Raw genomic sequence first — 15,603 nt, forward strand, 5'->3', positions numbered from 1 at the left:
GGAAATGAGATGGTGAATGGGTATGCCGCGGGTGTAGCTCAATGGTAGAGCAGAAGCCTTCCAAGCTTACGACGAGGGTTCGATTCCCTTCACCCGCTCCAAGATTTTTAAATGCCCATGTGGCTCAGTGGTAGAGCACTCCCTTGGTAAGGGAGAGGTCGCGCGTTCGATCCGCGCCATGGGCACCACAAATTTCCAAGTTCTTTTCTTCAGTCTGAAGCGCAATCCAGGTCAGGAGTCAGCCATGGCAAAAGGCAAGTTTGAACGTACCAAGCCGCACGTGAACGTGGGTACGATTGGTCACGTTGACCACGGCAAAACGACGTTGACGGCAGCTATCACGACCGTTCTGTCGAACAAGTTCGGTGGCGAAGCCAAGGGCTACGACCAGATCGATGCGACTCCTGAAGAAAAGGCTCGCGGCATCACGATCAACACCGCCCACGTCGAGTACGAAACGGAAGCGCGTCACTACGCTCACGTTGACTGCCCGGGCCACGCTGACTATGTGAAGAACATGATCACGGGCGCGGCGCAAATGGACGGCGCGATTCTGGTTGTGTCGGCCGCTGACGGCCCGATGCCGCAAACGCGTGAACACATCCTGCTGAGCCGCCAAGTTGGCGTGCCGTACATCATCGTCTTCCTGAACAAGGCTGACATGGTTGACGACGCCGAGCTGCTTGAGCTGGTGGAAATGGAAGTTCGCGAACTTCTGTCGAAGTACGATTTCCCGGGTGATGACACCCCGATCGTGAAGGGTTCGGCCAAGCTGGCGCTGGAAGGCGACAAGGGCGAACTGGGCGAGCAAGCCATCATGGCTTTGGCCGCTGCACTGGATTCGTACATCCCGACGCCTGAGCGCGCCGTGGACGGCACGTTCCTGATGCCGGTTGAAGACGTGTTCTCGATCTCGGGTCGCGGCACGGTGGTGACTGGCCGTATCGAACGCGGCATCGTGAAGGTCGGCGAAGAAATCGAAATCGTGGGCCTGGTGCCGACGGTCAAGACGACTTGCACGGGCGTTGAAATGTTCCGCAAGCTGCTCGACCAAGGTCAAGCCGGCGACAACGTGGGCATTCTGCTGCGCGGCACCAAGCGTGAAGACGTCCAGCGCGGCCAAGTGTTGGCCAAGCCGGGCTCGATCACGCCGCACACGGACTTCACGTCCGAGGTGTACATCCTGTCCAAGGAAGAAGGCGGCCGTCACACTCCGTTCTTCCAAGGCTATCGTCCCCAGTTCTACTTCCGCACGACGGACGTGACGGGCACGATCGAGCTGCCGGCCGACAAGGAAATGGTTCTGCCGGGCGACAACGTGGCCATGACGGTCAAGCTGTTGGCTCCGATCGCCATGGAAGAAGGCCTGCGTTTCGCCATCCGTGAAGGCGGTCGTACCGTCGGCGCCGGCGTCGTCGCCAAGATCCTGAAGTAAGCAATACCCAGATGGGTAGAGTGGACTCTCAAGTCCCTCTATCCATCTTTGCTGTAAAAGTAGTATGATATTTGGTTCCGCGACCTTACGCGTAGGCGTTAGGCGGGAAGTCAGTGAATGTAGTGCAAGCCAGTAGTGTTTTAGGGGCATAGCTCAATTGGCAGAGCGTCGGTCTCCAAAACCGAAGGTTGTAGGTTCGATTCCTACTGCCCCTGCCACCGCCAGGATAAACCCGCGGGAGATCATCGCGAGTTACGCATTCACGGCGGCTCGCGTCGCAATATGTCTAATACCAGCGTAGAAACCGTAACTAGCACCGCCGACCGGCTCAAGCTCGGGCTGGCGGTTCTCGTCGTTATTGCTGGCATCGTCGGGTTTTCCGTGCTCAGCGCACAGCCGATGCCTGCACGTATCGGCGTGTTCGTCGGCGGCCTTGTGATTGCAGCTGTAATCGCCTGGTTCAGCGAACCCGGCCGCCGCACCCTGAGCTTTGCCAGCGAGTCCTACAACGAAGTCAAGCGTGTCGCATGGCCCACCCGCAAGGAAACGACCCAGATGACGGGTATCGTTTTTGCATTTGTGGCTGTCATGGGCATTTTCATGTGGGTGCTCGACAAGGGCATCGAATGGATTCTTTACGGCCTGTTGTTGGGCTGGAAATAAGGACGGCGAATGAGTAAGCGTTGGTATGTCGTCCATGTGTACTCCGGCATGGAAAAGAGTGTCCACAAGGCCCTGGTAGAGCGCATTGAGCGCGCGGCCTTGCAGACGTCTTTTGGCCGCATTCTTGTGCCCTCCGAGGAAGTCGTCGAGGTCAAGGGTGGTCAGAAATCGATCACCGAACGCCGCATTTTCCCTGGTTATGTCCTGGTTGAAATGGACCTGACCGACGAAACGTGGCATTTGGTCAAGAACACGAACCGCGTCACCGGCTTTTTGGGTGGCTCGGGCAACCGTCCGACCCCGATTTCCGAGAAGGAAGTCGAGAAGATCCTCTCCCAAATGGAAGAGGGTGTCGAGAAACCCCGTCCCAAGATTCTTTTCGAAGTGGGCGAGATGGTTCGGGTCAAGGAAGGTCCGTTTGCAGACTTCAACGGCAACGTCGAAGAAGTCAATTACGAAAAGAGCAAGGTGCGCGTGTCGGTCACCATTTTTGGTCGTGCCACACCCGTCGAACTCGATTTCAGCCAGGTCGAAAAGACCTGATTTCAACCCCCGGGGAGCCCAGGCTGAAAACGCCGGGGCGATATAACCCGCAAGGAGCAAAGCATGGCGAAAAAGATCGTCGGCTTTATCAAGCTGCAAGTACCGGCTGGTAAAGCTAACCCCTCCCCCCCGATTGGCCCGGCACTGGGTCAACGCGGCCTGAACATCATGGAATTCTGCAAGGCGTTCAACGCCAAGACCCAAGGCATGGAGCCTGGTCTGCCGATTCCGGTGGTGATCACCGCCTTCGCGGACAAGAGCTTCACCTTCATCATGAAGACCCCGCCCGCGACGGTCCTCATCAAGAAGGCTGCTGGCGTGCAAAAGGGTTCGCCCAAGCCGCATACCGACAAGGTCGGCACGCTGACCCGCGCGCAAGCTGAAGAAATCGCCAAGGCCAAGGGCCCCGATCTGACCGCCGCTGATCTGGACGCCGCTGTGCGCACGATCGCTGGCAGCGCCCGCAGCATGGGCATCACGGTTGAGGGGATCTAATCATGGCAAAACTGTCCAAGCGCGCAGCCGCTATTGCGCAAAAGATCGACCGCACCAAGCTGTACCCGGTCGCTGAAGCCCTGACCCTGGTCAAGGAAACCGCCGTCGCCAAGTTCAATGAATCCATTGACGTGGCCGTGCAACTCGGCATCGACCCGAAGAAGTCGGACCAACTGGTTCGCGGTTCGGTCGTTCTGCCCGCCGGCACCGGCAAGTCGGTTCGCGTCGCCGTGTTCGCCCAAGGCGACAAGGCTGAGGCCGCCAAGGCTGCCGGCGCCGACATCGTTGGCCTGGACGACCTGGCTGACCAGATCAAGGCCGGTCAAATGGACTTTGACGTGGTCATCGCTTCGCCCGACACGATGCGTGTCGTGGGTGCCCTGGGCCAGATCCTGGGTCCCCGTGGCCTGATGCCGAACCCGAAGGTCGGCACCGTGACGCCTGACGTCGCGACCGCTGTCAAGAACGCCAAGGCCGGTCAGGTTCAGTACCGTACCGACAAGGCTGGCATCATCCACGCAACGATCGGCCGTGCGTCGTTCGGCGTGGAACAGCTGCAAACCAACCTGGCTGCTCTGGTCGACGCCCTGCAAAAGGCCCGTCCCGCAGCTGCCAAGGGCATTTACCTGCGCAAGCTGGCCGTTTCGTCCACGATGGGCGGCGGTGCTCGCGTTGAAATTGCCTCGCTGTCGGCTTCCAACTAAGCCAACAGCAGTAAACGTACTTTGGGCTGCATCCGGATTCCTCCGGATGTTGCTGTCAAAGACCGCTGGAGCAGGGCAGTGGATCGGTGTCTGACACCCCCGGTGCCCCGCTTAATCCCGAAGCTCATCTAGTTCGGATCCAGCGTAGACGGCGTCCCCAGGAAGATTTCTTTACACGAAGAACTCGACCAGGCGCCGCATTCGGTTGACGCGCAAGGCTCAGGCCCCAGGCGTCTTTTGATGGAGTGTTCAAACCGTGAGTCTCAATCGTCAAGAGAAAGCGGTGGTAATCGAGGAAGTCTCGGCAGAAGTCGCCAAGGCACAATCGATTGTTATCGCTGAGTACCGTGGTCTGGACGTCGCCTCTGTCACCGTACTGCGCAAAACTGCGCGTGAATCGGGCGTGTATCTGCGAGTTCTGAAGAACTCGCTGGCCCGTCGTGCTGTTGCCGGCACGGCTTTCGAGCCGTTGGCTGAGCAACTGACCGGTCCGCTGATCTATGGCATCAGCACTGATCCGGTTTCGGCGGCCAAGGTTATCGCTGGTTTCGCGAAAAGCAACGACAAGCTGGTCATCAAGGCGGGCGCATTGCCCAACAGCCTGCTGACTCAAGATGGTGTGAAGGCCTTGGCCACCATGCCGTCCCGCGAAGAGTTGCTGTCGAAACTGCTTGGCACCATGCAAGCCCCGATCGCGCAATTCGTGCGTACGCTCAACGAAGTTCCGACCAAGTTCGCCCGTGGCCTCGCGGCTGTGCGCGACCAAAAGGCAGCGGCCTAATCGCCCTGCTGTCCGGAATTCGCTGAACGACGAAGCGACACCCAAACCCTGGCATTACCAAAATATTTGGAGTTCTTAAAAATGGCACTTAACAAAGCTGAAATCCTTGACGCCATCGCTGGCATGACCGTGCTCGAGCTGTCCGGGCTGATCAAGGAAATGGAAGAGAAGTTCGGCGTGTCGGCTGCTGCCGCTGCTGTCGCTGTTGCTGCTCCCGCCGCTGGTGGCGCTGCCGCCGCTGCTGAAGAGCAAACCGAGTTCAACGTCGTCCTGCTGGAAGCCGGCGCGAACAAGGTCAGCGTCATCAAGGCCGTGCGCGAGCTGACCGGTCTGGGTCTGAAGGAAGCCAAGGACCTGGTTGACGGCGCTCCGAAGCCCGTCAAGGAAGCTGTGGCCAAGGCTGACGCCGAAGCCGCCAAGAAGAAGCTGGAAGAAGCTGGCGCCAAGGTCGAAGTCAAGTAAGACCTGCGTCAACTGCCCGGGGACAGCACAGTTTGCAGTCCCCGGGCTTTTGCGTTTCCAGGAAACCCCTACTGGGGGTATGCCCTTTCAGGGGGGGTTCCTGGAGTCGTATCACCTAGGGCCGTGGTTGACGGCCCATGCAACCTCGAGTCGGAGTGCTCATGCCTTACTCGTACACCGAAAAAAAGCGCATCCGCAAAAGCTTCGCCAAGCGTGAAGACGTTCAAAACGTTCCTTTCCTTTTGGCGACACAGCTTCAATCCTACCTAACTTTCCTGCAGGCGGATACCGCCCCGTCCGATCGCGTAGCCGACGGTTTGCAGGCGGCGTTCTCGTCGATTTTCCCGATCGTTAGTCACAACGGTATGGCGCGCTTGGAGTTCGTGAGCTACGTGCTTGGCGAACCGGTGTTCGATGTCAAGGAATGTCAGCAACGTGGTCTGACCTATGCTTCGCCCCTGCGAGCCAAGGTCCGCCTGGTGCTGCTTGACCGCGAAGTCAGCAAGCCGACCGTGAAGGAAGTGAAGGAACAGGAAGTCTACATGGGCGAAATTCCGCTCATGACGGGCACGGGTTCCTTTGTCATCAATGGCACCGAGCGTGTCATCGTGTCGCAGCTGCACCGTTCGCCTGGCGTGTTCTTCGAACACGACCGCGGCAAAACGCACAGCTCCGGCAAGCTCCTGTTCTCGGCCCGCGTGATTCCTTACCGCGGCTCGTGGCTGGACTTCGAATTCGACCCGAAGGACGTCCTGTTCTTCCGCGTCGACCGCCGTCGCAAGATGCCTGTCACGATCCTGTGCAAGGCCATCGGCATGACGCCGGAATCCATCCTGGCCAACTTCTTCGACTTCGATAACTTCGAATTGAAGAGCGAAGGCGCGATGATGGAATTCGTGCCCGAGCGTTGGAAGGGCGAAATGGCCCGCTTCGACATCTCGGATCGCGATGGCAAGGTCATCGTCGAAAAAGACAAGCGCATCAATGCCAAGCATTTGCGCGACCTGGCTGCCGGTGGCATCCAGCGCATCTCCGTGCCGGAAGATTTCCTGTACGGCCGCGTGCTGGCCAAGAACATCGTTGATGAAGATACCGGCGAAGTCATCGCCAACGCCAACGACGAGATCACGGAAAGCGTGCTGGGCGCCCTGCGCGCCTCGAACGTCTACGACATCCAGACGCTCTACACGAACGATCTGGACCGTGGTCCGTACATCTCGCAAACGCTGCGCACCGATGAAACCGCCGACCAGATGGCCGCGCGCGTTGCCATCTACCGCATGATGCGTCCTGGCGAGCCGCCCACCGAAGAAGCGGTGGAAGCGCTGTTCCAACGTCTGTTCTACAGCGAAGAGACTTACGATCTGTCGCGCGTGGGCCGCATGAAGGTCAACAGCCGTCTGGGCCGTGGTGAAGACATCACCGGCCCGATGACGCTGACCAACGAAGACATCCTTGAAACCATCAAGGTGCTGGTTGAACTGCGTAACGGCCGTGGCCAGATCGATGACATCGATCACTTGGGCAACCGTCGCGTGCGTTGTGTTGGCGAACTGGCCGAAAACCAGTTCCGCGCCGGCCTGGTGCGTGTCGAGCGCGCGGTCAAGGAACGTCTGGGCCAAGCCGAGACCGAAAACCTGATGCCGCACGACCTGATCAACTCCAAGCCGATCTCGGCTGCCATCAAGGAGTTCTTCGGTTCGAGCCAGTTGTCGCAGTTCATGGACCAAACCAACCCGCTGTCGGAAATCACGCACAAGCGTCGCGTTTCCGCACTGGGCCCGGGCGGTCTGACCCGCGAGCGCGCCGGCTTTGAAGTCCGCGACGTGCACCCGACCCACTACGGCCGTGTCTGCCCGATTGAAACGCCGGAAGGCCCGAACATCGGTCTGATCAACTCCATGGCGCTGTACGCTCGCTTGAACGAGTACGGCTTCCTGGAAACGCCTTACCGCAAGATTATCGACGGCCGCGTCAGCGAGCAGATCGATTACCTGTCGGCCATCGAAGAAAGCCACTACGTCATTGCACAGGCTAACGCCGCGCTGGACGAGCAGGGCGCCTTCGTTGACGACCTGGTCGCTTGCCGTGAAGCAGGCGAAACGATGCTGACGTCGCCGGCCAACGTGCATTACATGGACGTTGCCCCGTCGCAGATCGTGTCGGTGGCTGCTTCGCTGATTCCGTTCCTTGAGCACGACGACGCGAACCGCGCACTGATGGGCGCCAACATGCAACGTCAGGCCGTGCCTTGCCTGCGTCCGGAAAAGCCGGTCGTGGGTACGGGTATCGAACGCACCGTGGCCGTTGACTCGGGCACGACCGTGCAAGCACTGCGTGGCGGCCTGGTCGACCACGTTGATGCCGAGCGCGTCGTGATCCGCGTGAACGACGAAGAAAACGTCGCCGGCGAAGTCGGTGTCGATATCTACAACCTGATCAAGTACACCCGTTCCAACCAGAACACGAACATCAACCAGCGTCCTATCGTCAAGCGTGGCGACAAGGTCGCCAAGGGCGACGTGCTGGCCGACGGCGCCTCGACCGACCTGGGCGAACTCGCCCTGGGTCAGAACATGCTGATCGCGTTCATGCCGTGGAACGGCTACAACTTCGAAGACTCGATCTTGATCTCCGAGAAGGTTGTTGCCGATGACCGCTACACCTCGGTTCACATCGAGGAACTGACGGTTGTCGCCCGCGACACGAAGCTCGGTCCGGAAGAAATCACGCGCGACATCAGCAACCTGGCTGAGACGCAACTGAACCGTCTGGACGATTCGGGCATCACGTACATCGGCGCCGAAGTCAGCGCCGACGACGTGCTGGTCGGCAAGGTCACGCCGAAGGGCGAAACCCAGCTGACGCCGGAAGAAAAGCTGCTGCGCGCCATCTTCGGTGAAAAGGCGTCCGACGTTAAGGACACCTCGCTGCGCGTGCCTTCGGGCATGACCGGCACCGTGATCGACGTGCAAGTGTTCACGCGTGAAGGCATCGTGCGCGACAAGCGCGCCCAGTCCATCATTGACGATGAACTGCGCCGCTATCGCCAAGACCTGAACGACCAGCTGCGCATCGTTGAAAACGACCAGTTCGACCGTATCGAAAAGATGCTGGTCAACAAGACCGTCAACGGCGGCCCGCGCAAGCTGGCCAAGGGCGCCACGATCACCAAGGCTTACCTGGCTGATCTGGACCGCTGGCAGTGGTTCGACATCCGTCTGGCCGATGAGCCGCACGCTGTTGTGCTGGAGCAAGCCAAGGAATCGCTGGAACAGAAGCGTCACCAGTTTGATCTGGCCTTCGAAGAGAAGCGCAAGAAGCTGACGCAGGGCGACGAGCTGCCCCCGGGCGTGCTGAAGATGATCAAGGTCTACCTGGCCGTGAAGCGTCGTCTGCAACCTGGCGACAAGATGGCAGGCCGTCACGGTAACAAGGGCGTGGTCTCGCGTATCACCCCGGTGGAAGACATGCCGCACATGGCTGACGGCACGCCGGCCGACATCGTTCTGAACCCGCTGGGCGTGCCTTCGCGGATGAACGTCGGTCAGGTGCTGGAAGTGCACTTGGGCTGGGCTGCCAAGGGCGTGGGCCACCGCATTGCCGATCTGCTGCGCGACGAGCGCACTGCGCAGGTCAAGAACGTCCGTGCCTACCTGGACAAGGTCTACAACACGACCGGTTCCGGCGCCCGCATCGACGAGCTGACCGACGAAGAAGTCATGGAAATGGCCCAGAACCTCAAGAACGGCGTGCCGTTCGCGACGCCCGTCTTCGACGGCGCGACCGAAGAGGAAATCACCACGATGCTGGAGCTGGCCTATCCGGACGACGTCGCCGAGCGCATGGCACTGACGCCTTCGCGTACGCAGGCATGGCTGTTTGACGGCCGCACGGGCGAGAAATTCGAACGCCCCGTGACTGTCGGCTACATGCACTACCTGAAGCTGCACCACTTGGTCGACGACAAGATGCACGCGCGTTCGACGGGTCCGTACTCGCTGGTCACGCAGCAGCCGCTGGGTGGTAAGGCGCAGTTCGGTGGTCAGCGTTTCGGGGAAATGGAAGTGTGGGCGCTGGAAGCATACGGCGCCGCGTACACCCTGCAAGAAATGCTGACGGTGAAGTCGGACGACATCACTGGCCGTACGAAGGTATACGAAAACATCGTCAAGGGCGACCACGTCATCGACGCCGGCATGCCGGAATCGTTCAACGTGCTGGTGAAGGAAATCCGCTCGTTGGCCCTGGACATGGATTTGGAGCGTAACTAATGAAAGCGCTACTCGACCTATTTAAGCAAGTCTCGCAAGACGAGCAATTCGATGCCATCAAGATCGGCATCGCCTCGCCCGAGAAGATCCGTTCGTGGTCTTACGGCGAAGTTCGCAAGCCCGAGACCATCAACTACCGCACGTTCAAGCCTGAACGTGACGGTCTGTTCTGCTCCAAGATCTTTGGCCCGATCAAAGACTACGAGTGCTTGTGCGGCAAGTACAAGCGCCTGAAGCATCGTGGCGTGATCTGCGAAAAGTGCGGCGTTGAAGTTACCGTTGCCAAGGTTCGCCGTGAACGCATGGGCCACATCGAGCTGGCCAGCCCCGTCGCGCACATCTGGTTCCTGAAGAGCCTGCCGTCGCGTCTGGGCATGGTGCTCGACATGACCCTGCGCGACATCGAACGCGTTCTGTACTTCGAAGCCTGGTGCGTGATCGAACCTGGCATGACGCCGCTCAAGCGCGGCCAGATCATGTCGGATGACGATTTCCTCGCCAAGACCGAAGAGTACGGCGACGATTTCCGTGCCCTGATGGGCGCGGAAGCCGTGCGCGAACTGCTGCGTACCATCGACATCGACCGCGAAGTGGAAACGCTGCGCGGCGAATTGAAGGCCACCAGCTCGGAAGCCAAGATCAAGAAGATTTCCAAGCGCCTGAAGGTGCTGGAAGGCTTCCAGAAGTCGGGCATCAAGGCCGAGTGGATGGTCATGGAAGTGCTGCCCGTGCTGCCGCCGGACCTGCGTCCGCTGGTGCCGCTGGACGGCGGCCGCTTCGCGACCTCCGACCTGAACGACCTGTACCGCCGCGTCATCAACCGCAACAACCGCTTGAAGCGTCTGCTGGAGCTCAAGGCGCCGGAAATCATCCTGCGCAACGAAAAGCGGATGCTGCAGGAAGCCGTTGACTCGCTGCTGGACAACGGCCGCCGTGGCAAGGCCATGACGGGCGCCAACAAGCGCCAGCTGAAGTCCCTGGCCGACATGATCAAGGGCAAGAGCGGTCGTTTCCGTCAGAACTTGCTGGGCAAGCGCGTCGACTACTCGGGCCGTTCGGTCATCGTGGTGGGTCCGCAGCTCAAGCTGCATCAGTGCGGTCTGCCCAAGCTGATGGCCCTGGAACTGTTCAAGCCGTTCATCTTCAATCGTCTGGAGATGATGGGCCTGGCCACGACCATCAAGGCCGCCAAGAAGCTGGTGGAAAGCCAGGAACCGGTGGTCTGGGACATCCTGGAAGAAGTCATCCGCGAACACCCGGTCATGCTGAACCGTGCACCTACGCTGCACCGTTTGGGCATCCAGGCGTTTGAGCCGGTCCTGATCGAAGGCAAGGCCATCCAGCTGCACCCGCTGGTTTGCGCCGCGTTCAACGCCGACTTCGACGGTGACCAGATGGCTGTTCACGTGCCGCTGTCGCTGGAAGCCCAGTTGGAAGCGCGCACGCTGATGCTGGCGTCGAACAACGTGCTGTTCCCGGCCAACGGCGAACCGTCGATCGTGCCGTCCCAGGATATCGTGCTGGGTCTGTACTACACGACGCGCGAGCGCATCAACGGCCGCGGCGAAGGCATCTTCTTCACCGACGTCGCTGAAGTGCAACGTGCGTACGACAACGGCGAAGTCGAGCTGCAATCCCGCGTGACCGTGCGTCTGAAAGAGCACGAGCGCGACGAGGCTGGCGAATGGCAACCGGTTATCCGCCGTCACGAGACGACGGTCGGCCGCGCGCTGCTGTCCGAAATTCTGCCGAAGGGCCTGCCCTTCACGGTGCTGAACAAGGCACTGAAGAAGAAGGAAATCTCGCGCCTGATCAACCAGTCGTTCCGCCGTTGCGGCCTGCGCGACACGGTGATCTTCGCCGACAAGCTGATGCAGTCCGGCTTCAAGCTGGCCACGCGCGGCGGTATCTCGATCGCCATGGGCGACATGCTGATCCCGACCGCCAAGGAAGGCATCCTGGCTGAAGCCAGCCGCGAAGTGAAGGAAATCGACAAGCAGTACTCGTCGGGTCTGGTCACGTCCCAAGAGCGCTACAACAACGTTGTGGACATCTGGGGCAAGGCTGGCGACAAGGTCGGCAAGGCGATGATGGAACAACTGGCCACCGAGCCGGTTGTGAACCGTCACGGCGAAGAAGTTCGCCAGGAATCGTTCAACTCGATCTACATGATGGCTGACTCGGGCGCTCGCGGTTCGGCCGCCCAGATCCGTCAGTTGGCCGGTATGCGCGGCCTGATGGCCAAGCCGGACGGCTCGATTATCGAAACGCCCATTACCGCGAACTTCCGTGAAGGTCTGAACGTGCTTCAGTACTTCATCTCGACTCACGGCGCGCGTAAGGGTCTGGCCGATACGGCACTGAAGACCGCAAACTCGGGTTACCTGACTCGTCGTCTGGTCGACGTGACGCAAGACTTGGTGATCACCGAGGACGATTGCGGTACGTCGCTGGGCTACAACATGAAGGCCCTGGTGGAAGGTGGTGAAGTCATCGAACCGCTGCGCGACCGCATCCTGGGTCGTGTTGCCGCCGTGGACATCATCAACCCGGACACGCAGGAAACGGCCATCGTCGCCGGTACCCTGCTGGACGAAGATCTGGTCGACACCATCGACCGCATCGGCGTGGACGAAGTCAAGGTCCGCACCCCGCTGACGTGCGAAACGCGTCACGGTCTGTGCGCACACTGCTACGGCCGCGATCTGGGCCGCGGTTCTCCGGTCAACCAGGGCGAAGCAGTGGGCGTTATCGCTGCTCAGTCCATCGGTGAACCGGGCACGCAGCTCACGATGCGTACGTTCCACATCGGTGGCGCGGCGTCGCGTTCTGCTTTGGCCAGCGCGGTGGAAACCAAGTCCAGCGGTCTGGTCGGTTTTGCCAGCACGATGCGCTATGTCACGAACGCCAAGGGCGAACGTGTGGCGATTTCGCGCTCTGGCGAACTGGCGATCTTCGACGACAACGGCCGCGAACGCGAACGCCACAAGATCCCGTACGGCGCGACCGTGCTGGTGGGCGATGGCGAAGCCGTGAAGGCTGGCGCGCGTCTGGCGACGTGGGATCCGCTGACCCGTCCGATCGTGTCGGAATACGGTGGCGCCGTCCGCTTCGAGAACATCGAAGAAGGCGTGACCGTTGCCAAGCAGGTGGACGAAGTCACCGGCCTGTCGACGCTCGTCGTCATCACGCCTAAGACCCGTGGCGGCAAGATCGTCATGCGTCCGCAGATCAAGCTGGTCAACGAGAGCGGCGAAGACGTCAAGATCGCCGGCACCGATCACTCGGTGAACATCTCGTTCCCGGTGGGCGCGCTGATTACCGTGCGCGACGGCCAGCAGGTTGCCGTGGGTGAAGTTCTGGCGCGTATTCCGCAAGAATCGCAAAAGACCCGCGACATTACCGGCGGTCTGCCGCGTGTGGCCGAGCTGTTCGAAGCCCGTTCGCCGAAGGATGCCGGCATGCTCGCCGACGTCACCGGTACGGTGTCGTTCGGTAAGGACACGAAGGGCAAGCAGCGTCTGGTCATCACCGACCTGGAAGGCGTGAGCCACGAGTTCCTGATTCCGAAGGAAAAGCAGGTTCTGGTGCACGACGGCCAAGTGGTGAACAAGGGCGAAATGATCGTGGACGGCCCGGCCGATCCCCACGACATCCTGCGCCTGCAAGGCATCGAGAAGCTGGCGACGTACATCGTCGACGAAGTGCAGGACGTGTACCGTCTGCAGGGCGTGAAGATCAACGACAAGCACATTGAAGTGATTGTTCGTCAGATGCTGCGCCGTGTGAACATCGTTGACGCTGGCGATACCGAGTTCATCCCGGGCGAGCAAGTCGAGCGCTCCGAACTGCTGAACGCCAACGATCGTATGACTGCCGAAGAGCGTATCCCGGCAACCTACGACAACGTGCTGCTGGGTATCACGAAGGCCTCGCTGTCGACCGACTCGTTCATCTCGGCCGCCTCGTTCCAGGAAACTACTCGTGTCCTGACCGAAGCCGCCATCATGGGCAAGCGCGACGACCTGCGTGGCTTGAAGGAAAACGTCATTGTCGGCCGCCTCATCCCGGCGGGTACCGGCTTGGCTTACCACCACGCACGCCGCGACAAGGAAGAGCTGGAGGCTGCGGAACGCGAAGCCGCTCGCCAACAGGCCAACCCGTTCGAAGACTCGCCGGTCACGGTGGGTGCGGACGCAGAAGTCCCGGCCGCCGACGCCGGCACCGAGAACCCCGCCGAATAAGCGGATACCCGGACAAGCCCCCGCGCGCAGGCTCGGCGCGGGGGCTGGAAGTAAAAAGGCCGCTGATGAACTGACCCCCGAAAGTTGGAGATATATCCAACCTTCGGGGGTTTTTACATGGCGAAGTACGACGAGCGTTTTAAGGTCAAGGTGGTCAAGGACTACCTGTCAGGCTCACTGGGTTTCAAAGCTGTGGCAGCGGTTCACGGCCTTAGGCACGCAACCGTTGAGCGGTGGGTGAACGGCTATCGCGAGCACGGTGTCTCGGGCTTGCGCCGCAAGGGCGCAAGCTATGACCAGGCCTTCAAGCTGAAGGTGCTCAAGCGGATGTGGCAGAAGCACTGGTCACAGGCCAAGACAGCGGTGGTGTTCGACATTCGCAGCGCGGCGCACATCGGTAAGTGGGCACGCCAGTATGATGCAGGGGGTATCGACGCACTGCGTTCCCGTCGAAAGGGGCCCCGCATGACCATGAGCAACAAGCCACCCAAGCCTACCTCCTCGGTCGCTGAACTGGACGACAAGCAGATCATTGCTCGGCAGAACAAGGAGTTGATCCTGCTGCGCGCCGAGGTCGCGTACTTAAAAAAACTCGATGCCTTGATCCAGGAAAAGCGTGCGGCTGCGCAGAAAAAGCGCAAGTCGTGACTGGATTAAGGCAACAACATCCGCTGTCAGCCTTGCTCCAAGTGGCAGGTCTGGCATCGAGCACTTACTACTACCAAGTGAAGATGGCCCAGGTCGCTGATCGGCATGCCACCCTCAAGGCCAGCATCGGCAAGACCTACGTGTACCACCAGGGACGCTATGGCTACCGGCGCATCACGGCCGCGCTGTGCCAAGCCGGGCAGCATGTGAACCACAAGACGGTACAAAAACTGATGCAAGTGCTAGGACTGAGGTCCGTGGTACGACCGAAGAAATATCGCTCCTATCGGGGCCAGGAGGGCCGTGTGGCGCCTAATCTGTTAGCGCGCCAGTTCGATGCCGACAGGCCGAACCAGAAATGGGTCACCGATGTGACGGAATTCAATGTGCGTGGCCAGAAGCTGTACCTGTCGCCCGTCATGGACCTCTACAACGGCGAAATCGTGGCTTACCAGACCAGTCTGCGGCCCATGTTCCAGCTAGTTGGCGCTATGCTGAAAAAGGCGCTCATGCGGCTCAAACCCGCCGACCACCCGATGCTGCACTCTGACCAGGGGTGGCACTACCAGCAGCCTCAATACCGGCACATGCTGGCCACTCGATCAATAACACAGAGCATGTCACGCAAGGGAAACTGCCTGGACAATGCCGCCATGGAAAGCTTCTTCGGCACATTAAAGGCCGAGTTCTTCTACCCGAACCGCTTCGAGACCATCGAACAGTTGCAGGCCGGCATACGTCTGTACATCCGTTACTACAATTACGAACGCATCAAGCTCAAGCTAAAAGGCCTGAGTCCGGTTCAGTACCGAACTCAGGCCTTCGGCCCTTAGCTTCTGACTCTCCAACTTCTGGGGGTCAGTTCACTGATGCGAAATCAGCGGCCTTTTTTTACGCCTTTTGTTAGGTTTTTTTGTTTACGGTTTGTGCGTGGGATTACTTCGCGGCTTGGTTGCGGGCCTGCTGGAAGACGGGGCCCCAGGACGGATGGCCGGCTTCATTCGGGGCTAGTTCGAATGCAGGATCCAGCGCCAGGATGCGGACGAAGCTGTCTTGGCACAACTGAGCGTAGCGGCTCACGCAATAACTGAACGCCTGCAGCTTATAGGCCTCAATGCGCACCGCCTTGGTGGATGAGGCCAGGGCATCGGAGGTGGCGACCGTGCGGATGACCTCCCCGTATCGGCCCGCGCCGTAGGTGTCCCGGACTTGTTGCAATTGCGCCAGCGCTTCGGCGCTGGGCGGGCTTTCGGGCTGCGGCGAGATCCCGGCGCAGCCCGCCAGCATGACTGTCGCGCCGAGCAGGCTGCTCAGAAGGCGAATTTTCATAGCTTATAAGGGGGGAGGAAGATTG

Annotated in this window: 11 protein-coding genes and 3 tRNA genes; 13 read left to right on the forward strand and 1 reads right to left on the reverse strand. The window is 60.1% G+C overall.

The features are described 5' to 3' along the window. Positions 1-27 precede the first annotated feature (27 nt). The 13 genes from CVS48_RS06225 to CVS48_RS06285 all read left to right on the forward strand — a co-directional run bounded on the left by CVS48_RS06225 (position 28) and on the right by CVS48_RS06285 (position 15,082). Positions 28-101 (forward strand) — tRNA-Gly (locus CVS48_RS06225). Positions 102-113: 12 nt separating this feature from the next. Then, positions 114-188, forward strand: a tRNA-Thr gene (locus CVS48_RS06230). 56 nt (positions 189-244) lie between these two features. Then, positions 245-1,435: an elongation factor Tu gene (gene tuf, locus CVS48_RS06235; RefSeq protein ID WP_006221899.1), complete on the forward strand. Its 1,191-nt coding sequence runs from the start codon at positions 245-247 to the stop codon at positions 1,433-1,435. A 142-nt stretch (positions 1,436-1,577) separates the two neighbouring features. After that, a tRNA-Trp gene (locus tag CVS48_RS06240) sits at positions 1,578-1,653 on the forward strand. Positions 1,654-1,717: 64 nt separating this feature from the next. Continuing rightward, a complete protein-coding gene (gene secE, locus CVS48_RS06245; RefSeq protein ID WP_054428143.1) occupies positions 1,718-2,098 on the forward strand; it encodes a preprotein translocase subunit SecE in 381 nt (126 codons plus the stop codon). A gap of 9 nt (positions 2,099-2,107) precedes the next feature. Further along, the gene (gene nusG, locus CVS48_RS06250; protein ID WP_006216576.1) at positions 2,108-2,641 is read left to right on the forward strand and encodes a transcription termination/antitermination protein NusG; all 534 of its coding nucleotides are present in this window, start codon (positions 2,108-2,110) and stop codon (positions 2,639-2,641) included. A 63-nt stretch (positions 2,642-2,704) separates the two neighbouring features. After that, positions 2,705-3,136, forward strand: a complete 432-nt coding sequence (gene rplK / locus CVS48_RS06255) for a 50S ribosomal protein L11 (RefSeq protein ID WP_046806050.1) — start codon at positions 2,705-2,707, stop codon at positions 3,134-3,136. Positions 3,137-3,138: 2 nt separating this feature from the next. Beyond that, the gene (rplA, locus tag CVS48_RS06260) at positions 3,139-3,840 is read left to right on the forward strand and encodes a 50S ribosomal protein L1 (RefSeq protein ID WP_006392088.1); all 702 of its coding nucleotides are present in this window, start codon (positions 3,139-3,141) and stop codon (positions 3,838-3,840) included. Positions 3,841-4,096: 256 nt separating this feature from the next. Beyond that, on the forward strand, positions 4,097-4,621 hold the full coding sequence (gene rplJ / locus CVS48_RS06265; RefSeq protein WP_006216572.1) for a 50S ribosomal protein L10: 525 nt from the start codon (positions 4,097-4,099) through the stop codon (positions 4,619-4,621). 81 nt (positions 4,622-4,702) lie between these two features. Continuing rightward, positions 4,703-5,083, forward strand: a complete 381-nt coding sequence (gene rplL, locus CVS48_RS06270; RefSeq protein ID WP_100853717.1) for a 50S ribosomal protein L7/L12 — start codon at positions 4,703-4,705, stop codon at positions 5,081-5,083. Positions 5,084-5,244: 161 nt separating this feature from the next. Beyond that, complete coding sequence (rpoB, locus tag CVS48_RS06275) at positions 5,245-9,357, forward strand: DNA-directed RNA polymerase subunit beta (RefSeq protein WP_050450098.1); 4,113 nt, start codon at positions 5,245-5,247, stop codon at positions 9,355-9,357. Continuing rightward, positions 9,357-13,601, forward strand: a complete 4,245-nt coding sequence (rpoC, locus tag CVS48_RS06280) for a DNA-directed RNA polymerase subunit beta' (RefSeq protein WP_100853718.1) — start codon at positions 9,357-9,359, stop codon at positions 13,599-13,601. The genes rpoB and rpoC overlap by 1 nt, the downstream gene beginning before the upstream one ends. Positions 13,602-13,718: 117 nt before the next feature. Further along, positions 13,719-15,082 (forward strand): IS3 family transposase gene (locus CVS48_RS06285; RefSeq protein ID WP_100853427.1). Its coding sequence is split into 2 segments (ribosomal slippage): positions 13,719-14,193 and positions 14,193-15,082, totalling 1,365 coding nucleotides; the frame shifts between segments, so codons are not numbered across the junction. Positions 15,083-15,185: 103 nt separating this feature from the next. Here the strand turns inward: CVS48_RS06285 and CVS48_RS06290 are convergent. Continuing rightward, a complete protein-coding gene (locus tag CVS48_RS06290; RefSeq protein ID WP_100853719.1) occupies positions 15,186-15,578 on the reverse strand; it encodes a TssQ family T6SS-associated lipoprotein in 393 nt (130 codons plus the stop codon). Positions 15,579-15,603: the final 25 nt, after the last annotated feature.

This window comes from Achromobacter spanius (assembly GCF_002812705.1).
Classification (GTDB): domain Bacteria; phylum Pseudomonadota; class Gammaproteobacteria; order Burkholderiales; family Burkholderiaceae_B; genus Achromobacter; species Achromobacter spanius.